The organism is Sphaerisporangium rhizosphaerae (assembly GCF_042665155.1).
GTDB classification, from domain to species: domain Bacteria; phylum Actinomycetota; class Actinomycetes; order Streptosporangiales; family Streptosporangiaceae; genus Sphaerisporangium; species Sphaerisporangium rhizosphaerae.
In genome coordinates this window covers 1-26,311 of record NZ_JBHTCG010000047.1, presented here as the reverse complement: position 1 = coordinate 26,311, position 26,311 = coordinate 1, and the positions used below count along the sequence as shown (strand labels likewise).

At 73.5% G+C, this 26,311-nt stretch carries 21 protein-coding genes; 2 read left to right on the top strand and 19 right to left on the bottom strand.

Features of this window, described 5'->3' with window-relative positions; all coding sequences use genetic code 11:
- Positions 1-120: 120 nt before the first annotated feature.
- Positions 121-1,362, bottom strand: coding sequence for a beta-ketoacyl-[acyl-carrier-protein] synthase family protein (locus ACFQSB_RS37365; RefSeq protein ID WP_380831857.1), 1,242 nt, complete (start codon positions 1,360-1,362; stop codon positions 121-123).
- A 166-nt stretch (positions 1,363-1,528) separates the two neighbouring features.
- Positions 1,529-3,139 (bottom strand): alpha/beta hydrolase, encoded by a 1,611-nt coding sequence (locus tag ACFQSB_RS37360; RefSeq protein ID WP_380831856.1) that lies wholly within the window; start codon positions 3,137-3,139, stop codon positions 1,529-1,531.
- A gap of 267 nt (positions 3,140-3,406) precedes the next feature.
- Between ACFQSB_RS37360 and ACFQSB_RS37355 the strand changes: the two genes are divergently transcribed.
- Positions 3,407-4,210 carry an SAM-dependent methyltransferase gene (locus ACFQSB_RS37355; RefSeq protein WP_380831854.1) on the top strand — a complete coding sequence of 268 codons (804 nt, stop codon included), beginning with the start codon at positions 3,407-3,409 and terminating at the stop codon, positions 4,208-4,210.
- A gap of 109 nt (positions 4,211-4,319) precedes the next feature.
- On the opposite strand, the gene ACFQSB_RS37350 is transcribed toward ACFQSB_RS37355, so the two are convergent.
- Positions 4,320-4,922, bottom strand: a complete 603-nt coding sequence (locus ACFQSB_RS37350; RefSeq protein WP_380831852.1) for a TetR/AcrR family transcriptional regulator — start codon at positions 4,920-4,922, stop codon at positions 4,320-4,322.
- 303 nt (positions 4,923-5,225) lie between these two features.
- Between ACFQSB_RS37350 and ACFQSB_RS37345 the strand changes: the two genes are divergently transcribed.
- On the top strand, positions 5,226-5,672 hold the full coding sequence (locus tag ACFQSB_RS37345) for an organic hydroperoxide resistance protein (protein WP_380831850.1): 447 nt from the start codon (positions 5,226-5,228) through the stop codon (positions 5,670-5,672).
- 137 nt (positions 5,673-5,809) lie between these two features.
- On the opposite strand, the gene ACFQSB_RS37340 is transcribed toward ACFQSB_RS37345, so the two are convergent.
- From ACFQSB_RS37340 to ACFQSB_RS37265, 16 genes are all read right to left on the bottom strand, one after another.
- Complete coding sequence (locus ACFQSB_RS37340) at positions 5,810-6,730, bottom strand: NADP-dependent oxidoreductase (protein ID WP_380831848.1); 921 nt, start codon at positions 6,728-6,730, stop codon at positions 5,810-5,812.
- 85 nt (positions 6,731-6,815) lie between these two features.
- Complete coding sequence (locus ACFQSB_RS37335) at positions 6,816-9,419, bottom strand: hypothetical protein (RefSeq protein WP_380831846.1); 2,604 nt, start codon at positions 9,417-9,419, stop codon at positions 6,816-6,818.
- Between the two features lie 44 nt (positions 9,420-9,463).
- On the bottom strand, positions 9,464-10,333 hold the full coding sequence (locus tag ACFQSB_RS37330) for a DivIVA domain-containing protein (protein WP_354850311.1): 870 nt from the start codon (positions 10,331-10,333) through the stop codon (positions 9,464-9,466).
- Positions 10,334-10,381: 48 nt separating this feature from the next.
- A complete protein-coding gene (locus tag ACFQSB_RS37325) occupies positions 10,382-10,672 on the bottom strand; it encodes a YggT family protein (RefSeq protein WP_354850308.1) in 291 nt (96 codons plus the stop codon).
- Between the two features lie 85 nt (positions 10,673-10,757).
- Positions 10,758-11,267 (bottom strand): cell division protein SepF, encoded by a 510-nt coding sequence (locus tag ACFQSB_RS37320; protein WP_354850305.1) that lies wholly within the window; start codon positions 11,265-11,267, stop codon positions 10,758-10,760.
- 106 nt (positions 11,268-11,373) lie between these two features.
- On the bottom strand, positions 11,374-12,084 hold the full coding sequence (locus ACFQSB_RS37315) for a YggS family pyridoxal phosphate-dependent enzyme (protein ID WP_380831844.1): 711 nt from the start codon (positions 12,082-12,084) through the stop codon (positions 11,374-11,376).
- A gap of 204 nt (positions 12,085-12,288) precedes the next feature.
- Complete coding sequence (gene ftsZ, locus ACFQSB_RS37310) at positions 12,289-13,710, bottom strand: cell division protein FtsZ (protein ID WP_380831842.1); 1,422 nt, start codon at positions 13,708-13,710, stop codon at positions 12,289-12,291.
- 236 nt (positions 13,711-13,946) lie between these two features.
- On the bottom strand, positions 13,947-14,618 hold the full coding sequence (locus ACFQSB_RS37305) for a cell division protein FtsQ/DivIB (protein WP_380831840.1): 672 nt from the start codon (positions 14,616-14,618) through the stop codon (positions 13,947-13,949).
- Positions 14,615-16,024 carry a UDP-N-acetylmuramate--L-alanine ligase gene (gene murC / locus ACFQSB_RS37300; RefSeq protein WP_380831838.1) on the bottom strand — a complete coding sequence of 470 codons (1,410 nt, stop codon included), beginning with the start codon at positions 16,022-16,024 and terminating at the stop codon, positions 14,615-14,617. The genes ACFQSB_RS37305 and murC overlap by 4 nt, the downstream gene beginning before the upstream one ends.
- The gene (gene murG / locus ACFQSB_RS37295; RefSeq protein WP_380831837.1) at positions 16,021-17,112 is read right to left on the bottom strand and encodes an undecaprenyldiphospho-muramoylpentapeptide beta-N-acetylglucosaminyltransferase; all 1,092 of its coding nucleotides are present in this window, start codon (positions 17,110-17,112) and stop codon (positions 16,021-16,023) included. The genes murC and murG overlap by 4 nt, the downstream gene beginning before the upstream one ends.
- Positions 17,109-18,467, bottom strand: coding sequence for a putative lipid II flippase FtsW (gene ftsW / locus ACFQSB_RS37290; protein WP_354850289.1), 1,359 nt, complete (start codon positions 18,465-18,467; stop codon positions 17,109-17,111). The genes murG and ftsW overlap by 4 nt, the downstream gene beginning before the upstream one ends.
- Entirely contained in the window at positions 18,464-19,864 is a 1,401-nt protein-coding gene (gene murD, locus ACFQSB_RS37285) for a UDP-N-acetylmuramoyl-L-alanine--D-glutamate ligase (protein ID WP_354930992.1), read from the bottom strand. Before murD ends, ftsW begins: the two co-directional genes overlap by 4 nt.
- Positions 19,861-20,919, bottom strand: a complete 1,059-nt coding sequence (gene mraY / locus ACFQSB_RS37280) for a phospho-N-acetylmuramoyl-pentapeptide-transferase (RefSeq protein WP_354850283.1) — start codon at positions 20,917-20,919, stop codon at positions 19,861-19,863. The genes murD and mraY overlap by 4 nt, the downstream gene beginning before the upstream one ends.
- Positions 20,916-22,289: a UDP-N-acetylmuramoyl-tripeptide--D-alanyl-D-alanine ligase gene (locus ACFQSB_RS37275; protein ID WP_380831834.1), complete on the bottom strand. Its 1,374-nt coding sequence runs from the start codon at positions 22,287-22,289 to the stop codon at positions 20,916-20,918. Before ACFQSB_RS37275 ends, mraY begins: the two co-directional genes overlap by 4 nt.
- Positions 22,290-22,398: 109 nt before the next feature.
- Positions 22,399-23,916 (bottom strand): UDP-N-acetylmuramoyl-L-alanyl-D-glutamate--2,6-diaminopimelate ligase, encoded by a 1,518-nt coding sequence (locus ACFQSB_RS37270; RefSeq protein WP_354931001.1) that lies wholly within the window; start codon positions 23,914-23,916, stop codon positions 22,399-22,401.
- A gap of 38 nt (positions 23,917-23,954) precedes the next feature.
- Positions 23,955-25,637 carry a peptidoglycan D,D-transpeptidase FtsI family protein gene (locus tag ACFQSB_RS37265; protein ID WP_459117358.1) on the bottom strand — a complete coding sequence of 561 codons (1,683 nt, stop codon included), beginning with the start codon at positions 25,635-25,637 and terminating at the stop codon, positions 23,955-23,957.
- Positions 25,638-26,311: the final 674 nt, after the last annotated feature.

The following is a 26,311-nucleotide window of genomic DNA, read 5'->3' as shown; positions in this document are numbered from 1 at the left end:
TCCGCCGGGGCCGCCTCTCGGCCCTCGCACCCACAGGTCGAACGAGCGGCCCGCAAATCGACACGACCCCGGAGGAATCTATCGCCGCGCCGCATCGACGACCGTCCCCTCAAGAAGCGTTCAGCGCCCGCCATCGGACTGCGGGGTGGTGAAGAGCAGGCAGGCGTTGTGGCCTCCGAAGCCGAAGGCGTTGGTGAGGGCGGCGGTCCAGTGGCCGTGGCGGGGGCGGCCGGTGACCACGTCGAGCTTGACCCGCGGGTCGAGGTCGTTCAGGTTGCGGGTGGCCGGGATGACGCCTTCGCGCAGGGTGAGCACCGTGGTTATCGCGCCGAGCGCCCCCGCCGCCCCGCACAGGTGCCCGGTCATCGACTTGGTGGCCGTGACCGCCGGGTGGGCGCCCACCGCCTCGGAGATCGACTCCGCCTCGGTCACGTCGCCGAGCGGGGTAGAGGTGGCGTGCGCGCTGACGTGCCCGATGTCGGCCCCGGTCAGGCCGGCCGAGGACAGGGCCAGCCGGATGGCGCGCACCTGCCCGGCGGAGTCGGCCGCGGTGATGTGGCCGGCGTCGGAGGTGACCCCCGCCCCGGCGAGCGTGGCGTGCGCCCGGGCGCCGCGCGCGGCGGCGAAGTCCGCGGACTCCAGGACCACCAGCGCCGCCCCCTCGGCAAGGACGAACCCGTCCCGGGCGGCGTCGAAGGGGCGGGAGGCCTCGGCAGGGGCGTCGTTGCGCCGCGACAGCGCCTTGGCCTGGGCGAATCCGGCGAAGGTCAGCGGATGCAGGCACGCCTCGGCGCCGCCCGCCACGACCACGTCGGCGCGGCCGAGCCGGATCAGGTCCAGCCCCATGGCGATCGCCTCGGCTCCGGAGGCGCAGGCGCTCACCGGGGTGTGGGCGCCCGCCCGGGCGCCGAGTTCCATGCTCACCACGGCCGCCGGGCCGTTCGGCATCATCATCGGCACGGTGTAGGGCGAGATCCTGCGGGCCCCGGACGCCTCCAGCAGATCGTCCTGGCCCAGCGTCGTCAGCATCCCGCCGACTCCCGTGCCGATCACCACCGCCAGGCGTTCCGGCTCGACCGCGGGCGCTCCGGCGTCCGCCCATGCCTCCCGGGCGGCGACGAGCGCGGCCTGCTGGCAGCGGTCCAGCCGGCGCGCCGCGACCCGTCCCAGCACGCCCGCGGGGTCGGCCGCCATCCGTCCCGCGATGCGGACCGGCAGGCCCTGTGCCCACGCCTCCTCGATCGGCCCGATGCCGGACCGTCCCCCGAGCATCGCCTCCCACGTGCCCGGCACGTCACCGCCGAGCGGCGTCGTGGCGCCGAGCCCCGTGACCGACACGCCGGCCTTCGCCCTGACCTGCACTCCGTGGCCCCTTCCGTCGCCGGGGAGGCCGCGCCGGCATGGCGCGCATCCCCCGCCTCTCACGCTGCCAGCGACGGCGGCACGACACGGATGGGGATGATCGACCAAAAACGTCCGCCCGAATTGTCCGCACCATCGCTATGCGGACCGGGGACGGGATGGCCGGTCAGGTCAGAGGGTGGTTCACGGAGTCGACCGGGACGGGTGGGATGTGGCGCAGGCAGGCGGGGTCGGCGATGTGCCGGTGGCGGATGAAGCGCGTCTCCAGGGACACCACGCACGCCCCGGCCCTGCGGTCGTTCTCGGCGACGTGCCCGGCGCTCGGCACCTCGATCACCTCGGCGCGGCGGTACTGGTCGGCCGCCTGCAGCGCCTCCTCGGTCGGCGTGCCGGTGTCCAGCTCGCCGGTCAGCACCAGCACGGGCACGTCCGGCGCCCGGCCGAGCCGCACCCGCGCCCGCTCCCGGTGATCGGGCCAGCCGACGCACAGGTCGCCGAGGTCGGCGATGCCGTGGACCCAGGCTGCCGGCCTGAACGGCCGGTAGTCCCGGGCCTCCAGGTGGTGCAGCAGCGCCCCGAACTGCCGGGCCCGCGCGCGGACCGGGGCGCGCCGGTCCCACAGCACCGGGTAGTCGTTGCAGGCGATGGTGACGTACATCGGCATGCTGAAGCGACCGCCGCCGGATGACCCGCTGATCGGCCGCACCTGCTCCGCCAGTTCCTCCAGCGGGCCGAGGTCCCCGTGGACGCCCGCGCGCAGCGCCGACGGCAGCCGGCCGAGCCGGTCCACATGGCCGGAGGTCAGCTTGTAGACCGTGCTCGCCAGCGCGGTCTCGTCCAGGACGGCGCCCGCGCCGTACCGCGCGGGATGCTCGTCCAGCCGCGCCGCCATGGTCGACAGGTCCCCCAGCACCTCTCCCCCGTCGCACGCGCCGCCCGAGCGGTGGCACAGCAGGCGCAGGGCTCTGCGCATGGCGTGCGCCGACGGCCGGCCCAGCATGTCGAAACGCAGCGGGTAGGCCCCGGACAGCACGATGGAACGGACATGGCGCGGGTGCCGGCGCGCGTACACCGTCATCAGGTAGGTCCCGTAGGACTGGCCGAGCAGGTCGAGCCGGTCGATGCCCAGGTGCGCGCGGACGGCGTCGATGTCGTCCGCGGCGGCGGCCGTCGTGTAGTGCCGCAGGGTGGGTCCGAGCTCACGGCCGCACGCCCTGGCGGCGGCGACCGCCGCCGCGTGCGTGCCGCGCAGACCGTTCCATCCGGCCGACCGGCAGGTCAGCGGATCGGACCTGCCGACGCCACGCGGATCGACGAGCAACAGGTCGTGGTCCTCCAGCAGGTCCCGATATCGTCCGGTGTAGTCGCGGTGCCCGATGACCGCCATGCCCGGCCCGCCGGGGTTGGGGAGGATCGTCCCCTCGGCCGCGCGCGACCTGTCCCGCCTGTACACCAGCCGGTAGGCCACGGCCGTGGTGCCGGCCGCCGGATCCTCCTGGTCCAGGGGCACGCGCAGAGTCCCGCAGAGGGCGTCGGCCGGACAGTCCTCCGGCGTGTCCGCCTCGCCTCCTCGAACGGGACCCGGCAGAGACGGCGACGTGGCCGCGACGCCGTACGGCCGTCCGCTCATGCGAGCGGGAACGGGCGCGGACGACGGCTCCCCTGCGCGGGCACGGATGTACGACGACCCGCTCGCGCGAGCGGGGACGGCGGTGCACAACGGCAGGGTCACGGTCCCGGCCAGCAGTGCCGCCAGGACGGCTCTCACTTGGCGCATGCCCCGATCATGCGACGCCGGGGCCCACTCCCCCCGTCCGACGCCCTGGTCCCTACGGCATGATCGGCAAATCAACGGCTCGTCCTTACGTCCCGCGTTCGCGCCGGACGGGTGAGAGCCTCACCGGCCGCGGAAACAGGCCCCGTCAAGATCGGACAGGTCCTAAGGTATGAACCAGCCCATTTCGAGGAAGCGGATGCCCTCCTGACAGGGCGTGACGGCCCCGCCGCACACCCCGGCCTCCGCACGACACCGACGGAGACCGCCTTGGCCGACCTGGACCCCTCCATCCCCGCGGACATCGACACCACGCGGCCCAGTGTCGCCCGGATGTACGACTACTACCTCGGCGGCAAGGACAACTACGCGGTGGACCGGGCCGCCGTGGACCGCGTGGAGCAGGCCATGCCCGAGATCCGCCTGCTCGCCCAGGAGAACCGTGCCTTCCTGCGCCGTGCCGTGCGGCACATGGCCCGCCAGGGCATCCGCCAGTTCATCGACATCGGCTCCGGTCTGCCCACCGCCGGCAACACCCACGAGATCGCCCAGTCGGTCATCCCCGACGCGCGCGTCGTCTACGTCGACCGCGACCCCATCGTCCTCGCCCACGGCCGCGCGCTGCTGGCCACCGACGGCAACACCCGGGTCGCCGGCGCCGACATGCGCAACCCCGAGGGCGTCCTCGGCCACCCCGACACCCGCGAGCTCATCGACTTCGACGCCCCCGTCGGCGTCCTGCTCATCGCGATGACGCACTTCCTCACCATGGAGGAGCGGGAGGGCATCATGGGCACCCTGTACGACGCCCTGGCCCCCGGCAGCCACATCGCGGCCACGCACGTCACCCGCGACGGCCACTCCCGCGAAGCTGTCGAGAAGATCGAGTCGGTCTACGCCGCCACCCCCACGCCGATCTACTTCCGCGAGCACGCCGAGGTCGCCCGCTTCTTCGACCGCTTCGACCTGGTGGACCCCGGCCTGGTCACCATCGACGCCTGGCACCCCGACCCCGACGACCCCGCCCCCGCCGCCACCAAATGGCTCTACGGCGCCGTCGCCCGCAAGAACTGACAAGGATCGACCACCCCGCCGTCCCGTCCACGCCGGATACCTCATCTCGCCCCACACGGGAAGTCAGCGGGGTGGCATGCCGCCATCGGGTGTGCCCGAGCGCGCCGCCTCAGAGGTCAGGGCTGCCACGCCGGCGGTGCGGGATGTGCTGGTCGATCAGGGTTCTGGCGGCGGCCGTGGCGCGGGCGGCGGGGCCGGTCGGGCCCAGGGTGGCGGCGTTGGCGTAGAGGCCGGAGATGATGAGCATCAGCATGTCGGCCAGGGCGTCCGCGTCGGTGGCGTGCGCGGCCTCGGCCAGGGCACGCAGACGCCGGCGTAGCCGGTCGAGATGGGCGACGGCCTCCTGGCGGCCGGGGTGTGCGGGGTCGCGGAACTCCGCCGAGGTGTTGTAGAAGGTGCACCCGTGGAAGCCGGGGGCTCGCACACCGTCCTGCGCGAGTTCGACGACCATGAGGAGCCGGCGGGCGGGGTCGTCCTCGTAAGGGGCCAGCTCGTGATCCATACGCGACCACGTTTCGGCGTCGAGCTCGCGCACCCACGCGGCGACCAGATCGTCCTTACCGGTGAATTCCCGGTACAGCGCGCTCTTGCCGAGCCCCGTCTCCGCGACGACCTCTTGCATGCCCACCGCACGGGCTCCCTGCTCCCCGAACAGGCGGGCCGCCGTCTTGAGGATGCGCCGCCTGGTGCCGGGCGCCGGTCTACGCGTCACCGTCGTCGGTTCCTTCCATGTTCTCGGAGGGCTGCGGAATCTGCCTGTTGACACAGTATCGCGCCGATCATCACAATGGACCGATCAGTCCGGACCGAACGGTCCGCTATCGGCCAGAGCACTCGTCGATGACCACGGCCGTCGGCCGTGCTCAAACAGCGCCTGCTCCCGGCGGCGCCGCCGACGGCGCTCGACATCGTCGCCGGCGGATGGGCGGGTCAGGGAGAACAGGGCCTCCGGTCATCGCCGCGAGCCGATCAGTCCCGCGTCAATCCGCTGAGCAGCACCAAGGAAGGAAGCAACATGCGCATCTACACCGCGACCGCCACCTCCACCGGCCGTGACGGGCGGGCGGTCTCCTCCGACGGCAGACTGGACGTCCAGCTCGCGCTGCAGAAGGAGCTGGGCGGCGACGGCGAGGGCACCAACCCCGAGCAGCTCTTCGCGGCGGGGTACGCCGCGTGTTTCGCGACGTCGCTGAAACTGGTGGCGGCCCAGAAGAACCTGGACGCCTCTGAGGCGTCGGTCACCGCCGAGGTGGGGCTGTCTCCCAATGGCAAGGGCGGCTACCAGTTGGATGCCATCCTGCGCGTGGAGCTGCCCGGGGCTCTCTCCCCCGAAGCGGCCCACGACCTCGTGCAGGCCACCCACCAGGTGTGCCCGTACTCCAACGCCACCCGCGGCAACATGCGCGTCAACCTGGTGATCGACTCAGGAGGCGGCGAAGGCCACGTCGCTGTGGAAGCCTGAACCACGCGCGGAGCCGAGCTCGGGACCGGTGCCGAACTCCGCGGCACCGGTCTCGCGGACGAGATGCCGGTGGCCGACCTCCCCTCGCGGCGCAATGGCGCGACGGGGGGACGGGGGTGAGGACGGCGGGACGGCGGTCAGACGGTGAGGACGATCTTGCCGCGGGTCCTGCCGGACTCGTTCAGCCGCCACGCCTCGGCAGCCTGCTCCAGCGGGAGCGTGTGCTCCACGTGGGCGGTGAGCTTGCCGGCGTCGGCCAGTTCAGCGAGCTTCGCCAGGCCCGCCGGGTCCGGGCGCACCCACAGCAGGTGGCCGCCGTGCTTCTCGGCCTCGCCGCTCGCGATGGACACCACGCGGTCGGGCCGCCGCACCAGGGGCAGGGACGTCTCCACCGCGTCACCTCCAACGAAGTCGAGGACCGCGTCGACGCCGTCCGGGGCCAGGCCGCGTACCCGGTCGGCCAGCCCCTCCCCGTAGGTGACGGGTTCGGCGCCCAGGGAGCGCAGGAAGTCGTGGTTGCGCTCGCTCGCGGTGCCGATGACGCGGGCGCCGAGCGCCACGGCGATCTGCACCCCGAATGCGCCGACGCCTCCGGCGGCGGCATGGACGAGCACGGTGTCGCCGGGTCCGACGCCGACGCGCCTGATCGACTGGTAGGCGGTGAGCCCGGCGAGCGGCACCCCGGCCGCCTGCTCCCAGCTCAGGGAGGCGGGCTTCGCGGCCAGCATCCGCACGTTAGCCGCGACGAGTTCGGCGTAGGCGCCGTTCTGCGCCCAGTCTTTGCGGATGTAACCGTAGACCTCGTCGCCCACTGCGAACTCCCCGGCGTCCATGCCGACCGCTTCGACGACCCCCGCGACGTCCCAGCCCGAGATCAGGGGGAAGCGGACCTCCATGACCGGGTCGAGGTAGCCGGCGGCGAGCTTCCAGTCGACGGGGTTGACGCCCGCGGCCTTCACCCGGACCAGCACCTCAGCGGGGCCGACCTTGGGCTCGGGCATCTCGACGACCTGGAGGTCATCGGCCGACCCGTACTTGTCCAGCGTGATCGCTTTCATGATCGTCAGGATACAAGTACGGCCCGTGACGCTCCCGCGGGCCCTCCGGGGGTGGTCCCGGCCTGTGCCCGCACTTTTACGGTGGTCAGTAGTGTTCGCACACCGAGCAGTGGGTGAGGCCGGTGGCCTCGGCGTCGTCACGCGACATCGTCTCGAGCGTCGCGGGGTCGGAGCCCTTGATCAGCGGGCAGGCGGCGCTGTGGTAGCGCCGGGTGCCCGGGATGACCTTGACGATGCCCGGCCGGGGACGCTCCCCGCTCTTGGCTGACGTGCTTGACGTACCGCCCTCCTTCGACGTGCCGGAGGCGCCGCCCGCCTTGGACGTACCGGAGGTACCACTCGCCTTGGACGTCCCGGCCTGCGCCCCGCCCGCGCCACCCAAGTCGCCGCGCTCGTCCGCCGCGGCCGAGGCGCCGGCGGGCCTGCCGGAGGTCGTGGCCGAGGGACCGGCCGACTTGCCCGAGGGACCGGCCGGCCTGCCGGAAGTGGCCGTCGAAGCGCCGCCCCGCTCGCCGGAACCGTCGTCCGTCGCGGCCGGCCCGCGCCCCTTGCCGGAGGCGTCGCCGGCCGGGCGCGCGGCGGCCTTGGCCTGCTGCCGCTCGGCCTCGGCGGAGCCGATGGCGGGGAACATCGCGGTGTCGGCTCCGTCGTCGTCGGACGGGTCGTCGTCCCTGGCCGGGGCGCCGCTCCTCGGGCCCGCCGGGGAGCCGGTGGACGGCTTGGCCGCGGACTTGGCGGCCGGCTCGGGAGCCTCGCGGTCCGCGGGCCGCTCGCCCGCCGCCGGCTTCACCTCGCCCGCCGGCTTCGTCCCGGACGTCGCCTTCGCCCCGGACGTCGACGCGCCGGCCGCGTCGCCGGGCCGCCGCTCCTTGTCGTCCTTCGCCGGGGCGCCGCTCTCGCGCGTCTTCGCGGGGACGCCTGTGCCGCCGGTCCCGCCGGTGCGCGACGGCGAGCCGACCACGACCACCGACCCGTCGTCGCCGCCGGATCGGCCGGAAGAGGCGGCCGAGGAGGCGGGCGCACCGGAGCCGCCGGACGTGCGGCTCTTGTCGTTGTCGTCCTTCGTGCCCTTGTCGTCCTGGTCCTTGCCGTCCCGGGTGGTGCCGGAGCCGGACGCGGAGGCGGCCGACGGCTTGGCGGGCGGCGCGCTCGGGGACGTGGAGGGCTCGCTCGTGGATGTGGACGGCCCGCTCACCGGCTTGGCGGAATCGGGACGTCTGAACGCCTGGAACGGCGTCGAGGCCTCCGGGACCACCGGCGGCACCGGCAGGGGCACCGAGGGCCGGGAGGAGGCGGTGGACGGGCGTGCGGCGGCGGAGTCGGAGGCCCCGGGCCGGGCGGGAGCCCCGGCGGGCCCGGGGGACTGGTCGTCCCGGTCCTTCTGCTCGCCGCGGAGATGGGACACCGGCCGCGTCTCGTCCGAACGGTAGCCCGGCGCGGACCGCGTGGACTCCCCCGCCGCGGACCCACGGCCGGCCCCCTGCCCGCCGGAGGCGGTGGACCCGGAAGACGCGGCAGAGCCGGAAGACGTGGTGGGCCCGGAAGACCTGGTCGGCCCGGAAGACGCGGTGGACCCGGAAGACGTGGTGGACCCGGAAGACGTGGTGGAGCCGGAAGACGTGGTGGACCCGGAAGACGTGGTGGAGCCGGAAGACGTGGTGGAGCCGGACGGCCTGGCGGAGCCGGAGGAGGTGGTGCCGGACGGGTCCGACCCGGCGGAGGGCCGGGGGGCGGACGTGCGACCGGACTCAGGCTTGTCCGTCGCCGCGCGGTCACGCTCCGCGCCGGACGGACGACCCGGCTCGGAACGCAGGAGCGAGGAGTCGGACGGACGTCCGGACTCGGGACGCGGGGTCGCGGAGCCGGAGGGGCCGCCCGGCCCGGGTCTCGAAGAGGACGGACGGACGGGCTCGGCGCGGGAGGAGGTCGCGGCGGCGGCCGCCTCCTCGGAAGCGGAGGCGTCGGACGGTCCGGGGCCGTCGGATGGCTCGGAAGCGTCGGACGGCTCGGGAGCGTCGGACGGCTCTGAGGGCGAGGCGGAGGGGCGGCCGGAGGCCGTCGTGGTGAGGCGGCCGGAGGTGGGGGGTGCGGGGGGCTTGTAGCCGTCGGGGAGGCAGGTGGTGCAGGCGGTGAAGCCTTCCTCACGCGCCTCCTCGTAGGTGAGCTCCTCGGTGTCGCGCCCGGCGAGCTGGCGGCAGCCGGGCAGGTGGAACCGCTTGCGCCCCGGCACGACCAGGACGATCGCCTCGGGGGACGGCCCGCCTCGCGCGCCCGCGGCGGCCGGCCCCCGGGGCGGCCCTGGCATGGGGAAACCCCTCGGCGGAGCCATGGTGGTCGTCTGGCGCGCCATGTGCGGCGCGGCCATGGGGGTGGCGAGGGGCGAGGAAGGCCCGCGCAGCGGGCCCCCGGGCATCGCTCCGGGACGGTCGGAGACCACCGTCGCGGTGCGCCCCATCACGCCACCGCCGACGCCGACGCCCACCGGAGGCATCGGCGGAGCGAGGTCCGCCGGCCTGCCGCCGGATGGGAACAGCTCGTGGCGCCGCAGCAGCGCCCCGATCATCAGGAAGAGCGCGGACAGCACGCTGACCACGATCGACCACATGACCAGAACCGCTGTTCCGGTCACCACGCCCGCGACCAGAAGGCCGAAGGCGAGGACGACCAGAATGGCGCTGACGTAGATCACAGGTGCTCCCAGACGCGGGTCGGTGACTGCCCTGACCCGTTACCCTAACGGCGGTCGTTGTGCGGGCCGTCAACTCCCTGGAAGGCGCCGGAGTGCTGCGCGGGCTCGGGGGCGAAGGGGTTGCCAGGGTTGCCCTGCAGCTGCTGCGGGCCCCCCTGCTGGACCGCGTGGGACATGGCCGGAGCCCCGCCCATCTGCGCGCCCACGACGGGGAAGGCGCCGCTGCCCTCGGCGGAGACGTTGAGCTCGGCGAGCTGGTTCTCGAGGTAGAGCTTGAGCCTGCTGCGGTACTCGCGCTCGAAGCTGCGCAGCTCCTCCACCTTGCGCTCGAGCTCGTCGCGGGTCTGCACCAGCGAGCCCATCGCCTGGCGGTGGCGCTCCTGGGCGTCGCGCTCGAGCGTCTCGGCGCGGGCGCGCGCGTCACCGATGATCTGCTCGGCCTGGCGGCGGGCCTTGCCGAGGACCTCGTCGGCCTCGCGGCGGGCGCGGGTCACCGTCTCGTCGGCCTCGCGGCGGGCGTCGGCGATCGCCTGGTCGGCGGTCTGCTGCGCCAGGGCGAGCACGCGGGCGGCGGTGTCCATGTTGTCCTCGGCCGGGGGCATGCCCATGGCCACGGGCACCGGCTCGGGCCTCATCGGCTCCGGCGGCTTCATCGGCTCCGGCTGGGGCATCATCATCTCGGGCTTGGGCTCGGCGACCGGGGCCGGCGCCATGCTCATGCCCATGCCACCCGGCACCTTGCCACGCAAGCACTCGGTGAGCTTCGCCCGGAGCTCCTCGTTCTCCTGGATGAGGCGGTCGAGCTCGGCCTCGACCTCGTCCAGGAAGGCGTCAACCTCTTCCTCGTCGTACCCCGGCCTGAGCCGGGTCGTACTGAACTGCTTGTTCCGCACATCAGCGGGCGTCAGCGGCATTTCGGTCTCCTTGGCGCGCTCGGAGTCTGTCCGGGGGACGGTACCCGATCAAAAAGGAAGCGCGGACACGATTTGGATCATGACCAAGACCACAATGAACAGCACTGTGAAGCTTAGGTCAAAGGCCACCGTACCCAACCGGAGGGGCGGAATGAAACGGCGGAGGAACTTGAGAGGTGGATCCGTCGCCGTGTACGTGGCCTCCGCCAGCACCAGGACTACCCCCCGGGGGTGCCAGGAGCGGGCGAACGCCTGCACCGCATCAAAGATCATTCTGCCGATCAGCAGGACCAGGTAGATGGACAGGACGGTGACCAAGATGTCGCTAACGATCCCCACGGTCGCGCCCTGCCTCCTCCATCCCGATCTGCCGATCTCGGTCCGGGTGGGCCATGTATGGCCGTTCACTGCTCATGGTGGAACTCTAGCTCTGGTTGAAGAACCCTCGTTCCGCGATTCGGGCCTTGTCCTCGGCGGTCACCTCGACATTGGCAGGGGACAACAGGAACACCTTGTTGGTAACACGTTCAATGCTGCCATGTAGGCCAAAGACCAGACCTGCCGCGAAATCAACAAGACGCTTCGCGTCGCTGTCGACCATTTCAGTCAGATTCATGATGACAGGTGTGCCCTCGCGGAAGTGCTCTCCGATGGTGCGCGCCTCGTTGTAGGTGCGGGGGTGCAGGGTCGTGATGCGCGCCAGATCGGTCGTACGGCGCTCCACGACCGCCGCCCCCGCTCGAGGGGCCGGAACAGGGCTTTCGACCTCTTCCTGGCCCTCTTGGGGCGTTCCAAGCACCCGCTCGTCGCCGCGACGCCGCTCGACGTAGTCGTCGGTGTAGTCGTCGTCATCGGGGTAACTGCCGTAATCCGGGTAGCGGTCGTCCTCCACGAGACCGAGGTAGACCGCCATCTTGCGCATCGCGCCGGCCATCGCTACGTCGTCCTCCTGCTCATGGTCGCCGCACCCAGGGCAACCTAAGGCACCGCTGTCGACCTCTGCTCGGATCTGTGGACATCATGGTCCACTCGGGGGGACATTACCTGACGAAGGGCTTGCGGCGACCGAGCAACGCCGTACCGACACGCACGAGTGTCGAACCATGGGCTATCGCGTGGTCCAGATCTCCGCTCATGCCCGCCGAGATCACCGTCGCTTCGGGGTGGTCCGTCCGCAGATCGGCTGAGATCTCCGCGAGCCGGGCGAACGCCCGGCCGGGATCGCCGCCGAGGGGGGCGACGGCCATCACGCCGCCGAGGACCAGCCCCTCGGACGCCGCGACCGCCTCGGCGAGCGCCGCGACCCCCGAGGGGACGACGCCTCCCCGGCCCGGGTCGTCGTCCAGCGCGACCTGCAGCAGGCAGGTGACCCGCCGCCCGGCCCCGGCGGCGGCGCGGCTCAGCGCCTCGGCGAGCCGCGGACGGTCGACCGAGTGGACCACGTCGGCGTATGACACCACCGACCTGGCCTTGTTGGTCTGGATCTGGCCGACGAAGTGCCAGGTCAGCGGCAGGCCGGCGCACTCGCGGGCCTTGGGCGCCGCCTCCTGGTCGCGGTTCTCGCCGACGTGCGCGACGCCCAGTGCGGAAAGGAGGCGCACGTCGGAGGCGGGATAGGTCTTGGTCACCGCGACGAGGGTGACCTCCTGGCGGGCGCGGCCGGCCGCCGCGCAGGCGGCGGCGATGCGGCGCTCGACCTCGGTCAGGCCCGCCGCGATCTCGTCGCGGCGCGTGGTGTCGGGGTTGTTCACGAGGGGGTTCGATCGTTTCGCGGTGTCGGGGCGCGCGGAGGGCCGCACGCCGGCGGAGGTCCGGCGGGGCGCGGAGCGTTCACCGCGGCCGCACGGGACGGGGCCGCACGGGACGGGGCCCGACGGGAGGGGGCGGCCACCGGGCCGGGCGGCGAGCGGCACGCGCCACCACTCCCCCACAGGGACGGACGGCGCGCGCCGGGCTCACTTCAGGAAGTCGGGGACGTCCAGTTCCTCTTCCGGCTCCTCGAAGACCACCGGGCGGCGCCGGGCGGGCTCGGAGACGCGGGAGGTGATCGGCGTCGGCGGCTCGGGAGCCGGCCGCGGGATCGAGACCGGCCCCTGGGGCTGCTGCTCGGCCTGCGCGGCCGGAGCGGCCTGCGGACCCTGGGCGGTCTCGGCCGCGGCGGGCTCGCGGGTGAACGGCGTGGCGGCCGGAACGGAGGAGGAGACCGCCGCGTCGGCGGCGGGCGCCGGGTCGGGCACCGCGGCCGGCTGCGCCGAGGGCAGCGGGCGCACCGGGGCGGGACGCTGCTCGGCCCGCGGCGGCTCACTCTTGGCCGCGCTGGAGGCCGAGGCCGCCGCGCGTGCGGCCGGTGCCGGTGCCGCCGGGGCGGGCGCGGGGCGCGAGGCCTGCTGGGGGCGCGCGGCCGGCTGGGGCGCGGGCTTCTCCGACGGCGCGACCTCGTCGAACCCGGCGGCGATCACCGTGACCCGCACCTCGTCGCCGAGGGCGTCGTCGATGACCGTGCCGAAGATGATGTTGGCGTCGATGGCGGCGGCGTTGGACACCAGCTGGGCCGCCTCGTTGATCTCGAACAGGCCGAGGTCGGAGCCGCCGGCGATCGACAGCAGCACGCCGTGGGCGCCGTCGATGCTGGCCTCCAGCAGCGGGCTGGACACCGCCATCTCGGCGGCCGCCACCGACCGGTCGTCGCCGCGCGCGTGCCCGATGCCCATGAGCGCCGAGCCGGCGCCGGACATGACCGACTTCACATCGGCGAAGTCCAGGTTGATCAGGCCGGGCGTGGTGATGAGGTCGGTGATGCCCTGCACACCGGACAGCAGCACCTGGTCGGCCGCCTTGAAGGCGTCCAGGACGCTGACCTGGCGGTCGGAGATCGACAGCAGGCGGTCGTTGGGGATCACGATGAGGGTGTCCACCTCGTCGCGCAGGGTCTCGATGCCGGCCTCGGCCTGCATCGCCCGGCGCCGGCCCTCGAAGCTGAACGGCCGGGTCACGACGCCGATGGTCAGCGCGCCCAGCGAGCGGGCGATGTTGGCCACCACGGGCGCGCCGCCGGTGCCGGTGCCGCCGCCCTCTCCGGCCGTGACGAAGACCATGTCGGCGCCCTTGAGGACCTCTTCGATCTCCTCGCGGTGGTCCTCCGCGGCCTTGCGCCCGACCTCGGGATTGGCTCCCGCGCCGAGGCCGCGCGTGAGCTCGCGGCCCACGTCCAGCTTGACGTCGGCGTCACTCATCAGCAGCGCCTGGGCGTCGGTGTTGATGGCGATGAACTCGACGCCCTTGAGTCCCTCCTCGATCATCCGGTTCACGGCGTTCACTCCGCCGCCGCCGATGCCGACGACCTTGATGACCGCGAGGTAGTTCTGCGGTGCTGCCACGACGAGGGGCCTTTCCGCTCGTTTACTTGCATTACGTGAAGCCCGAAACGGTGCCGGACCTTCTTGTTTAACTCTCACCCTCAAGTTGAGATTTAGAGTTATGTCAACCTGAGGAATGATACGGACAGTAGGGTTGCCCCTCCCCCAGGGTCAACTCACCGCGCCGCAAGCTCGTCCGGCGTGTCGCGGCCTGTCCCTTTTCGCTCCTGCCGGAGCCCGTCGGGCGGCGGGGCCCATCACTGGACCGTCACGACATCGGGCGAGCTGACGTCATAGGCGTCCGCGGGGCGTCGCAGCAGCATGAGGGCCACCCGGGCCTTGTCCTTCGTGCGCTCGGCACCACCCCACATGATCGTACGGCCGTCGCCCAGACGCAACGACACGTCCTGTGTCGTCGTCGCCCGGATGGTCTGCACCTGGCGGCGCAGGTCGGGCGGAAGCCCGGCCGCGACCGCCAGAGCGGCCTTCGTGGCGGGGTCGCCGGGGACGAAGCGGTCGACGTGCAGCGAGGGCAGCCCCGCCGGCGCGGCATCCCCGGTCTCGATGACGACGCCGTGCCGGTCGACCACCTCGGCCCGGCCCGGCACGGCCACCACGGCCACCGGCCGGCGCTGGACGACGCGGACCTTCAGCGTGCCCGGCCAGGCGCGCTCGACGCTCACCGACTCGATCTGCCGCAGCCCGGCGACGCGGCGGCGGACCTGCTCGAGATCGACGGTGGCCAGCGGCTGGCGGTCGGGGACCGCCGCCGCCCGCCGCACCTGGTCGGCCGCGGTCCCCGTGGCGCCCGACACCGCGACGCGCTGGACGCCGAGGACGGGCGAGAAGAACACCAGCCAGGCCGCCGCGCCCACCACCGCGAAGGACAGCAGGACGACGAAGGCCGTTCGCCACGCCGGATGGCTCACCGCGAGGCGAGCTCGGCGACGATGTGCGGGCCGAGCTCGGTGACGTCGCCGGCGCCCATGGTGAGGACGATGTCGCCGGGACGCGCCCGCTCGGCCACCAGGGCGGCGACCGCGCCGCGGTCGGGCGCGTAGGCCACGCGCCCGGCCGGCAGCGGCACCTTGCCCGCCACCAGCGCCCCGGAGACGCCCGGCTCGGGGTCCTCCCGCGCGCCGTAGACGTCGAGCACGATGGCCTCGTCGGCCAGCCCGAGCGCGGCGCCGAACTCCTCGGCGAAGAAGCGGGTGCGGGAGTACAGGTGGGGCTGGAAGACCGCGATCACCCGGCCGGACGGCCCGGAGAAGGTCGCCACGACGTCGCGCGCGGCGCGCAGGTCGGCGGCCAGCTCGGTCGGGTGGTGGGCGTAGCTGTCGAACACGGCGACCCCCGCGGCCTCGCCCTTGGCCTCGAAGCGGCGCTTGGCGCCGGTGAAGGCGGCCAGCCCGTCGCGGAACTCGTCGAACGGGACGCCGAGCTCCTCGGCGACGGCCAGGGCCGAGGTGGCGTTCAGCGCGTTGTGGCGGCCCGGGACGACCAGCCGCACCTCGCCCCTGCCCTCGACGGTGAACACGACGCCGAACCCGTCAGGGGCGATGCCGGTGACCCGGAAGTCGGCCCCCTCGGACTCGCCGTAGGTGCGCACGCGCAGGTCGCGGGCACGGGCGAGCGGGATCAGCGCCGCGGCGCCCGGGTCGTCGGCGCACACCACCAGGACCGAGCCGATGCGCTCGACGAAGCGGGCGAAACTGTCGTACACGGCCTGCGGGTCGCCGTAGTTGTCCAGGTGGTCGGCCTCGACGTTGGTGACCACGGCCACCTGCGGGGCCAGCATGAGGAAGGAGCCGTCGCTCTCGTCGGCCTCGGCCACGAAGACCTCGCCCGCGCCCTCGTCGGCGCCGAGCCCGGTGGTGACGAGCTGGCCGCCCACGCAGTAGGACGGGTCGCGCCCGCACTTCTGCAGGGCGACGGTGAGCATCGAGGTGGTGGTCGTCTTGCCGTGGGTGCCGGCGACGGCGATGCCCGTGCGCCCGACCATGACGGCGGCCAGCGCCGCCGCCCGGGGGATGACGCGCAGCCCCTGGCGCAGCGCCTCGCCGAGCTCGGGGTTGGAGTCGCGGATGGCCGTGGAGACCACGACGGTGTCGACGTTCTTGATGTGGGAGGCGGCGTGGCCGACGTGGACGATGGCGCCCAGCTCGCGCAGCTCGCTGACGAGCTGGGAGCTGCGCGCGTCGCTGCCGGACACCGCGACGCCGCGCTTGAGCAGGATGCGGGCGATGCCGGACATGCCGGCGCCGCCGATGCCGATGAAGTGCACCCGGCCGAGCTCGGTGGCGGCGACCGGCTCGATCAGCTTGACCAGGCTCATCGGCGGCCTCCGGCCGAGATGACCTGCATCACCTTGCGGGCCAGCACCGTGTCGGCGTCCTTTCGTCCCATGCGTGAGGCGGCCTCGGACATGCGCACCACGCGTTCGGGGTCGCGCAGGACGGGCAGCACGTGCTGGAGGATCCAGTCGGCGGTCAGGTCGGCGTTGTCGACCATCATCCCTCCCCCGGCCTCGACGATGGGGGCGGCGTTGAGCCTCTGCTCGCCGTTGCCGTGCGGCAGCGGCACGTAGGCGGCCGGCAGCCCGACCGCGGTGAGCTCGGCGCAGGTCATCGCGCCGCTGCGGCACAGCACGAAATCGGCCGCGGCGTAGGCCAGGTCCATGCGGTCGACGTAGGGCAGCACCACGTACTGCGGGTCGCCGGGCGGCGGCTCGACCTCGATGGTGTTCTTCGGGCCGATGACGTGCAGCACCTGGACGCCCGCCTGGCGCAGCACGGGCGCGCTGGCGAGGGCCGCCTCGTTGACGGCCCGCGCCCCCTGGGACCCGCCGAAGACCAGCAGCGTCGGCCGGTCGTTCTCCAGCCCGAAGTACGACCTGGCCTTGTCGCCGGTGGACAGCCGGTCGAGCGCGACGATCTCGCGGCGCAGCGGGATGCCGACGTACTCGGCGTGCGGCAGCGAGGCGTCGGGGTGGCCGGTGAACACGTGCTCGGCGAGCCTGGCCCCGAGCCGGTTGGCCAGACCCGGGCGCGGGTTGGCCTCGTGCACCACGATGGGCAGCCCGCGCCTCCTGGCGCCGAGGTAGGCCGGCGTGGCGACGTAGCCGCCGAAGCCGACCAGCACGTCGGCCTGGACGCGGTCCATGATGCCGGCGGCCGCGTTGATCGCCCCGGCCAGCCTGCCCGGGACCGTGAGCAACTGCGGCGTGATGGCGCGCGGCAGCGGGACCGCGGGCACCAGCGCCAGCTCATAGCCTCGCGCGGGCACCAGCCTGGTCTCCAGCCCGCGCTCGGTGCCGAGGCAGGTGATCCCGATGCCCGGGTCCAGCCTGCGCAGCGCGTCGGCCAGCGCCAAGGCGGGTTCGATGTGACCGGCCGTGCCGCCACCTGCGAGGACCACCCTCATGTCGGTCCTTTCAAATCCGCGTGCCTCGATGTCGGCCTGCGCCGCTCGGGACGACGGACCCCCGCCGGTGGGCGACCCAGGCCAAGCCAGCTTAGAGCCCTCGCCAGGGGCCCGGGTCCACGAGCGGCCAGCGCGTCCGCCGCGCCGGGCTCGCGTTTGGCGAACGACAGCAGCATGCCGAGCGCCGCGAGCGTGGGCAACAGCGCCGAACCGCCGTAGGAGACCAGGGGCAGCGGGATGCCGGTGACCGGCAGCGCGCCGATCACCGCGCCGATGTTCACGATGGCCTGACCTGCGATCCAGGCCACGGCGGCCGAGGCCGCCAGCCGGATGAAGGGGTCTTTGACGCGGGAGGCGACGCGCAGGCCGGCGTACCCGAGGAGGCCGAACAGGGCGATCACCACCAGGGTGCCCATCAGGCCGAGCTCCTCGCCCAGGATGGAGAAGATGAAGTCGCTCTCGGCGTGCGGCACCCGGCCCCACTTCTGCCTGCTGCTGCCCAGGCCCAGCCCGAACCAGCCGCCCGAGCCCATGGCGATCTGCCCCATGGCCGCCTGGTAGCCGGCGCCCGAGGCGGTGCCCCAGACGTCCAGCCAGCCCTCGATGCGCTCGGAACGGTAGCCCTCGACGCTGATCATGATGACCGTGGCCATGGTGAGCAGGGCCAGGACGCCGCCGAACAGCCGCAGCGGCGCCCCCACCACCCACAGCAGCGCCAGGAAGATGAGCATGAGCACGACGGTGGTGCCGAGGTCGCGTCCCACCATGACGAGGATGGCGATGATCGCGGTGCCGGGCATGAGCGGCAGCAGGAGCTGGCGCCACTCGATCATGCCGCCCTTGGCCCGGCGCGCGAGCAGGTCGGCGCCCCACAGCATCAGGCCGAGCTTGGCGGGCTCGGACGCCTGCAGGGAGAACCCGCCGATGTCGAGCCACCGCTGGGCGCCCAGCTCGGTGCGGCCAAGGAAGATCGTCATGATCAGCGCGATGATCGAGATGGCCATCAGCGGGTAGCCGGCGAGCCGGAAGAACCGCGGCGGCAGGCGCGAGCAGACCCACATGAGCGGCAGCCCGATGCCGACCGACATCGACTGCTTCAGAAACCAGTAGAACGGGTCGCCTTTGACCTGCAGGCCCTTGATGCTGGAGGCCGACAGCACCATCATCAGGCCGAGCGCGAGCAGCAGCGCGCTGCACCCGAGCAGCAGGTAGTAGGAGGTCAGCGGCCGGTCGAGCAGCCTGCCGAGCGCGGCGAGCCGCTCGTGCCCCCACCCCCGGCCCTCATCGCCCGCGCCGGGAGCGGACCCGGCGGGAAGGCCCTTGGCGCCGCCGGGGGCGATCGTGGTGTCGCTCATCGCACGCCCGAGGTCGCCAGGCGGTGGACGGCTCGCGCGAACGCCTCCCCACGGGCCCCGTAGTCGGCGAACATGTCCAGCGAGGCGCCGGCGGGGGCGAGCAGCACGGTGTCCCCGGGGGAGGCGAGCCGGGCGGCTTCGGTGACGACACGGTCCATGACCCCAGTGTCTTGCCCTTCGACCTCCACGACCGGAACATTCGCCGCGTGTCGCGCCAGTGCCTCACGAATTCGTGCCCGGTCGGCGCCCAGGAGCACCGCTCCCCGCAGCCGGCCCGCCGCGCGGCGCACCAGCTCGCCGACGTCGGCGCCCTTCAGCAGGCCGCCGGCGACCCACACGATGGAGGGGTAGGAGGCCAGCGACGCCGCGGCGGCGTGCGGGTTGGTGGCCTTGGAGTCGTCGACGTAGTCGACCTCGCCCACCCGCGCCACGTGGGCGATGCGGTGCGGGTCGGGCACGTAGTCGAGCAGGCCCTGCCGTACGGCGGCGGCGGGGACGCCGTGCGCGCGGGCCAGCGCCGCCGCGGCCAGCGCGTTGGCCACGTTGTGCGGCGCGAACGGCCGGACGTCGGCCAGGGTCGCGAGCTCCTCGGCGGCGTGCAGCGGGTCCTCGACGAAGGCGCGGTCGACCAGGAGGTCCTCCACGACGCCGATCTGCCCGCGGCCGGGCACCCCGAGCGTGAACCCGGCCGTGCGCGGCCCGCCGCCCACCGGCCCGTCCGCCGCCGCGGCGTAGGGGGCGGCCAGGCGGGTGGACCAGGCGTCGTCGGCGTTGTGGACCACCACGCCGGCGCGCTGGTAGATGCGGCCCTTGACCCGGGCGTACTCCTCCATCGAGCCGTGCCAGTCGAGGTGGTCGTCGGCGACGTTGAGTACGGCCGCGGCGCTCGGCGCCACGGTGGAGGACCAGTGGAGCTGGAAGCTGGACAGCTCCACCGCCAGCACGTCGTAGGGCTGCGCGACGGCCTCGATGATGGGGGTGCCGACGTTGCCGACCGCCGCGGCGGCGTGCCCGGCCGCCCTGAGCATGGCGGTGAGCATGCGCACGGCCGTGGTCTTGCCGTTGGTGCCGGTGAGCGCCAGCCAGGGCGCCGCGCCGGCGGGACGGCGCCGCCAGGCCAGCTCGACCTCGCCGATCACCTCGACGCCGCGGGCCGCGGCCTCCACCAGCAGCGGCTGGTCGGGCCGCCAGCCGGGCGAGGTGACCACCAGGGTGGTGCCGGCGGGCAGCTCGCCGCCGAAGCGGACCTCGGCCCCGAGGGCGGCCAGCTCGGCCGCCGCCGCCCGCTGGCGCTCGCCGTCGCGGGTCTCGACCACCACGACGCGTTCGCCCGCCTGGAGCAGGCTGCGCGCCGCCGCCGCTCCCGAGACCCCGAGACCCGTGACGCAGATGGTCATGCCTTGGGCATCCACTCGACGTAGAACAGGCCGAGCCCTGCGGCGGCGCACAGGCCGGCGATCAGCCAGAACCGGACCACGATGGTGGTCTCGGCCCAGCCCTTGAGCTCGAAGTGGTGCTGGAGCGGGGCCATGCGGAACACCCGTTTACCCGTCATCTTGAAGAACCCGACCTGGATGATCACCGAGGCGGTGATGACGACGCACAGGCCCGCCAGGATGAACAGCAGGAACTGCGTGCGCGTGGTGATCGCCAGGCCGGCCAGCACCCCGCCGAGGGCCAGGGAGCCGGTGTCGCCCATGAAGATCTTGGCCGGGGGCGCGTTCCACCACAGGAAGCCGACGAGCGCGCCGAGGACGGCGGCGGCGACCACGGCCAGGTCGAGCGGGTCGCGTACCCAGTAGCAGTTGGGGCCGAGCTGGTTCAGGCAGCTGTTGCGCAGCTGCCAGTTGCCGATCAGCACGTAGGCGGTCAGGACGGCGCCGGTGGCGCCGCTGGCCAGGCCGTCGAGGCCGTCGGTGAGGTTCACCGCGTTGGAGAAGCCCACGATCATGATCAGGACCCAGATCGTGAACACGACGATGCCGATGGAGGGCCCGAAGTCGCGCAGGAACGACAGGCGCGTCTCGGCGGGCGTGATCGAGTAGTTGTTCTTGAACTGGACGACCAGCACCGCGAAGATCGCGCCGACGATGAGCTGGCCGAGGGCCTTGGCGCCGCTGCGCAGGCCCAGGCTGCGCTGCTTGTAGATCTTGATGAAGTCGTCGAGGAACCCGACCGTGCCGAGGCCGGCCATCAGGAACAGCACCAGCACGGCCGAGGCCGTCGGCGGGGTGAGCGTGGCCAGGTGGGAGCAGGCGAACCCGATGAGCGCGGCGATCACGATGACCGTGCCGCCCATGGTGGGGGTGCCGCGCTTGTCGTGGTGGCCCGAGGGCCCTTCCTCGCGGATGTTCTGGCCGTAGCCCCGGCGGCTGAACAGCCGGATGGCCAGGGGGGTGCCGAGCATCGACAGCAGCAGCGCCACCGCGGCGGCGACGAGGATGTCCCTCATCGGGCCTCACCGCCGAGCAGGACCTGCGCGACCTTCTCCAGGCCCGCGGCGCGCGGGCCCTTGATGAGCACCACGTCGCCGGGCGCGAGCCTGGCCGCGAGCTCCGCGGCGGCGGCGGCCGCGTCGGGCACGTGGACGGCCGGCGCCCCCTTCGCGCCCGCCAGGACCGGCCAGGGAGCCTCTCCGACCACCCACAGCCCTTCCAGGCCCGCCCGCGCGGCGACCCGGCCGACCTCCTCGTTCAGCTCGTCGCTCTCGTCGCCCAGCTCGCGCAGGGAGGCGATCACGGCGTACTTGCGGCGGTCCTTGCCGAGCACGCCGAGGGTGTCGAAGGCGGCCCGCATGGAGTCGGGGTTGGCGTTGTAGGCGTCGTTGATCACGGTGACCCCGTCGGGGCGGTCGGTGACCTCCATGCGCCAGCGGCTGCGCGGCTCGGCGGCCGACAGCTCCTCGGCGATGGTGGCCACCGGCAGGCCCAGCTCGTAGGCGGCCGCGGCGGCGGCCAGCGCGTTCTCCACGGCGTGCGCCCCGTACAGGCGCAGCCGCACCTCGGCGGTGCCGGAGGGGGTGCGCAGGGTGAACGCGGCCCGGCCGCGCTCGTCCAGCCGCTCGTCCTCGGCCCGCACGCCGGCCTCGGCCGAGCGCCCGAACCAGGTGACGCGGGCCTGGGTGCGGTCGGCCATCGCGCGCACGAACGGGTCGTCGGCGTTCAGCACGGCCACCCCGTCGGCGGGCAGCGCCTCGGGCAGTTCGCCCTTGGCCTTGGCGATCTGCTCGCGCCCGCCGAACACGCCGAGGTGGGCGGTGCCGACGTTGAGCACCACGCCGATCTTGGGCGGGGCGATGCGCGCCAGATAGGCGATGTGGCCCTCCTCGCGGGCGCTGAGCTCCAGGACCAGGAACCTGGTGCCGGAGTCGGCGCGCAGCACGGTGAGGGGGTGGCCGATCTCGTTGTTGTAGTTGCCGGCCGGGGCGATGGTGGGACCCATGCGGCCGGTGAGCCGGGCCAGCAGGTCCTTGGTGGTGGTCTTGCCCGCCGACCCGGTGACGCCGACGACGGTCGCGTGCGGCAAGTCGGCCACCGTCGCCGACGCCAGGTCGGCGAGCGCCGTCACGACGTCGGCCACGACCACGCAGGGCACGTCCAGCGGCCTGCTCGCCAGCACGGCGACCGCGCCGGCCTCACAGGCCTGGGCCGCGAACTCGTGACCGTCGGCCCGCTCTCCCCTGATCGCCACGAACAGCGAACCCGGCTCGGCCGCGCGCGAGTCGATCAGGACGGGTCCTCGGACCACGGCGCGGGGATCGGCCTTGCCCGCCAGGGCCCCCGAGGTCACCTCGGCGATCCTCGCCAGCGGCAACGGGATCATTCGTCTTCCCTACTCTCCATACAAGCTGTCCGTGCGTGTCGGGATGGACCGGCGCCTCGCACGGGGCGCCCGGCCCGGCTTTCACATCAGCCTCGCACAAGCACAACGATCACATGCGGTCCCGTCTGCGGATGGCCTCCGCGACCACCTGCCTGTCGTCGAACGGCAGCACTTCATCGTCGACGTACTGACCCTGCTCGTGCCCCTTGCCCGCGACGACCACCACGTCGCCGGGACCGGCCCGGCCGACGGCCAGGCCGATGGCGGCGGCCCGGTCGGGCTCGACGATGACGTGCGCGCGCTCGCGGCGCGGCACCCGCAGGACGCCCTCGAACATCGCGGAAAGGATGCGGAGAGGATCCTCCGAGCGGGGGTTGTCGCTGGTCAGCACGGCGACGTCCGCCAGGCGTGCCGCGGCCTCGCCCATCATGGGGCGCTTGCCCCGGTCGCGGTCGCCGCCGCAGCCGAGGACGACGATCAGGCTGCCCGAGGTGACCTCGCGCAGCGCCCGCAGCACCGACTCCACGGCGCCCGGTTTGTGGGAGTAGTCGACGATGGCCTGGAAGCCGTCCGCGCCCGGCACGCGCTCCATGCGGCCGGGGACGCCGGTGACCGTGCCCACGCCGTTCACGGCGGTCTGCAGCGGCACTCCGGCCTCGACGAGGGTGACGAGCGCGCCGAGGGTGTTGGCGACGTTGAACGGACCCGGCAGGGCCACCGACACGTCGGCCTCGACGCCGCCCGGGCCGATCACCCGGAAGGTGCTGCCGTCGGACCCCAGGCGCACGTCCTGGGCCCGCCAGTCGGCCTCTGCGGCCCCGGCGGCCGAGAAGGTGGTGACCGGCACCTTGGCGATGCCCACCAGCTCCCTGCCGTGCTCGTCGTCGATGTTGACGACGCCCGCGCGGCACAGCTCGGGGGTGAACAACCGCGCCTTGGTCAGGAAGTAGTCCTCCAGGTCGCGGTGGAAGTCCAGGTGGTCCTGGGAGAGGTTGGTGAACAGCGCCACGTCGTAGGACGCCCCGTCGACCCGGCCCAGGGCCAGGGCGTGGCTGGAGACCTCCATGGCGGCGGCGGTGACGCCGTCCTCGCGCATGAGGGCGAGCAGCCCCTGCAGGTCGGTCGCCTCTGGGGTGGTGAGCGTGGGCGGGAAGGTCGTGGCGCCGACGTGGATCTCGACCCCGCCGATGAGGCCGGTGCTGTGCCCGGCCGCCCGCAGGCCGGCCTCCAGCAGGAACGTGGTGGTCGACTTGCCGCTGGTGCCCGTCACGCCCAGCAGCAGCAGGCCGGAGGAGGGCTGCCCGTACACCCAGGCGGCGACCCGGCCCAGAACCGAGCGCGGGTCGGGCACCACCAGCACCGGCACCCCGGTCGCGACCGCGGCCTCGCGGCCGGTGGGGTCGGTCAGGATCGCCACGGCCCCGGCGGCGACGGCGGCGGCGGAGAAGGCCGCGCCGTGCGCCGTGGAGCCGGGCAGGGCGACGTACAGATCGCCGCGCTGGACCTGGCGGGAGTCGATGGTGACGCCGGTCACCGCGGCGAGCGGCGCTCGGGGGCCGCCGGAGGGCGCGCCGAGCATGGCCGCCAGGCCGGACAGCGGGCGGACCGGGCAGGACCTTGGACGCATGGACGGGGGACGCACGGGCGAGAGCGTACCTTCCCCCGTCACCCGTCGGTGCTCATGCGCACCGATGGAGCGGTCGTGCCGGTCGGCGGGATCTTGCGGCTCTTCAACGCGAACGTCATGACATCCTTGAACACGGGTGCGGCGATCTCCCCACCGAAGTGGCCGTTCTCCGGAGCCTGGAGCACGGCCAGCGCCACCAGCCGGGGCGCGTCGGCGGGAGTGAACCCCACAAAAGTAGCGGTATATCCGCAATACCCTCGGCAGCTTTCGTCGTATCGCATGGCGGTTCCGGTTTTACCCGCCACGCGGTATCCCTTGATGGCTGCCAGCGAGCCGGTGCTCCCCTCGGCGCTCACCGCCGCCTCCAGCATGCGCGTGATGTCCTTGGCCGTGCGCGCGGTGATGACGCGGGTCTGCCTGGCCGGCTTGGCCGGGACGAACCTGCGGTGCTGGTCGACCGTGCCGGCGACGATCTGCGGGGTGACGCGCACGCCGCCGTTGGCGATGGTCTGGTAGACGCTGGCCATCTGCAGGGCCGTCACCGAGACGCCCTGGCCGAAGGCGATGGTGCACCGCTGGCTGCCCGACCAGGTCTCCCTCTTGGGCAGCAGCCCGGCCTCCTCGCCGTAGAGGCCGGCGCCCGTCTTGGCGCCGAAGCCGAAGGCCCTGAGCATGTTGTACAGCGGCTGGTCGCCGACCCTGTCGGCCGCCATGATCGTGCCGACGTTGCTGGACTCGGCGATGATGCCGGTGAAGGTCAGGTTCTCGGGCGGGTGCGGGTGGGCGTCGCTGAGCACCCGGTCGGCGCAGCGGTACTTGTCGGCGACCTCGAACACGGTCTCGGGCCTGACCGCCCCGGCCTCCAGGGCCGCCGCGGCCGTGATGACCTTGTTGGTGCTGCCCGGCTCGAAGACCTCCGACACCGCGCGGTTGCCCAGGCTCGGCGTGCGCTCCCAGTCGTTGAGGTCGACCTCGGGGGCGTTGGCCATGGCCACCACCTGGCCGGTGCGCACGTCCATGACGATGACGCTGCCGCTGCGGGCGCCGGTGGCCTGGACCTGCTTGGCGATGGCCGTCTGCGCCGCCCACTGGATGTCGCGGTCGATGGTCAGCCGCAGGCCGCGCCCGGCGACCGGCTCCTGCTTGGTGCTGCGCGTCATGGGGATGCGCTGGCCGGTGCCGCCGGTCTCGACGGTCTGCTTGCCGTCCTGCCCGGCCAGCAGCTTGTCGTAGACCTGCTCGAAGCCCACCAGGCCGTGGCCCTCGTCGCCGACGTACCCGATGACCCCGCCGGCGAGGTTCCCGCCCGGGTACAGGCGCTCGTAGTGGGGCGTCGCGGCCAGCCCGTCGATCTTCAGGTCGAGCACCTTGGCGGCGGTCGCCGTGGGGACGTTGCCCGCCAGCAGCGTGTAGCGCGTCTTCGGCTGCGCCAGCTTGGCGGCGATGACGCCCTTGTCGACGCCCAGCAGCGCGGCCAGGGACCCGGCGACCTGGTCGCGCTTGGCCGGGAGCACCTTGGTGGGGTCGGCGGAGATCGCGCGGGCCTCGACGGTGAGGGCCAGCTCGTGGCCGTTGACGTCGGTGATGGAACCCCGGCGCGCGGTCAGCGTCTCCTCCTGGACCCGCAGCCGCTCGGCCCTGGCCTCGAAGACCTTGGAGTCCAGGCCCTGGAGCTGCACCAGGCGCCCGGCGAACAGCGACAGCACGACGGCCATCCCCATCAGGCCGATGTTGATGCGGCGCGAGGGGTTGCCCAGGCGCAGCGGCACCGGCGGGCGGGGGTTCCAGGTGATGCGCAGCCCGGGACGGCGCTCGGGGTCGTCGGGGCCCATCGGCGGGCGGCCTCGCGGCGGCACCCTTCGCGGGCCGGGCCCGAATGGGCGCCAGGGGCCCTCGCCCCGGGGGCCGACCGGCCGGGGGGGACGCCCGGAGCCCTCGCCGCCCTCGGATCTGAGGGCGCGCCCGGGACCGTCGGGCCGTCCCTTCGCTCCCCGGGGACGCCCGGCGCCCCCTTCGGGACGCCCGGGACCGCCCGTGCGCCTGCCCGGCCCGTCGGGACGACCAGAAGCACGCCCACCGGGCCCGTCGGAACGACCGGAACCGCCCGCACGTCCGCCGGGCGCGTCGGAACGACCCGCGGCCCCGCCGCGTGCCCCTGGCGCGTCGGGACGGCCGGAACCACCCGCACGACCTCCGGGCGCCTCAGAACGGCCGGAACCACCGGCACGCCCACCCGGCGCGTCAGAACGACCGGAACCGCCGGCACGCCCGCCGGGCCCGTCGGAACGGCCGGAACCGCCCGCACGTCCGCCGGGCGCGTCGGAACGGCCGGACGCGCCCGGACGGCCGCCGGGGGCGTCGTCGGGGCGCCCGGCGCCGCCGTCCGCGCCGCCGG

Coding starts and splice junctions, on each gene's coding strand:
- ACFQSB_RS37360 (WP_380831856.1), bottom strand. CDS start 3,139: ATGCGCCAAGTGAGAGCCGTCCTGGCGGCACTGCTGGCCGGGACCGTG.
- ACFQSB_RS37345 (WP_380831850.1), top strand. CDS start 5,226: ATGCGCATCTACACCGCGACCGCCACCTCCACCGGCCGTGACGGGCGG.
- ACFQSB_RS37340 (WP_380831848.1), bottom strand. CDS start 6,730: ATGAAAGCGATCACGCTGGACAAGTACGGGTCGGCCGATGACCTCCAG.
- ACFQSB_RS37330 (WP_354850311.1), bottom strand. CDS start 10,333: ATGCCGCTGACGCCCGCTGATGTGCGGAACAAGCAGTTCAGTACGACC.
- ACFQSB_RS37320 (WP_354850305.1), bottom strand. CDS start 11,267: ATGGCCGGCGCGATGCGCAAGATGGCGGTCTACCTCGGTCTCGTGGAG.
- murC (WP_380831838.1), bottom strand. CDS start 16,024: ATGAGCCTGGTCAAGCTGATCGAGCCGGTCGCCGCCACCGAGCTCGGC.
- murG (WP_380831837.1), bottom strand. CDS start 17,112: ATGAGGGTGGTCCTCGCAGGTGGCGGCACGGCCGGTCACATCGAACCC.
- ftsW (WP_354850289.1), bottom strand. CDS start 18,467: ATGAGCGACACCACGATCGCCCCCGGCGGCGCCAAGGGCCTTCCCGCC.
- murD (WP_354930992.1), bottom strand. CDS start 19,864: ATGACCATCTGCGTCACGGGTCTCGGGGTCTCGGGAGCGGCGGCGGCG.
- mraY (WP_354850283.1), bottom strand. CDS start 20,919: ATGAGGGACATCCTCGTCGCCGCCGCGGTGGCGCTGCTGCTGTCGATG.
- ACFQSB_RS37275 (WP_380831834.1), bottom strand. CDS start 22,289: ATGATCCCGTTGCCGCTGGCGAGGATCGCCGAGGTGACCTCGGGGGCC.
- ACFQSB_RS37270 (WP_354931001.1), bottom strand. CDS start 23,916: ATGCGTCCAAGGTCCTGCCCGGTCCGCCCGCTGTCCGGCCTGGCGGCC.
- ACFQSB_RS37265 (WP_459117358.1), bottom strand. CDS start 25,637: ATGGGGATGGCCGTCGTGCTGTCGCTGTTCGCCGGGCGCCTGGTGCAG.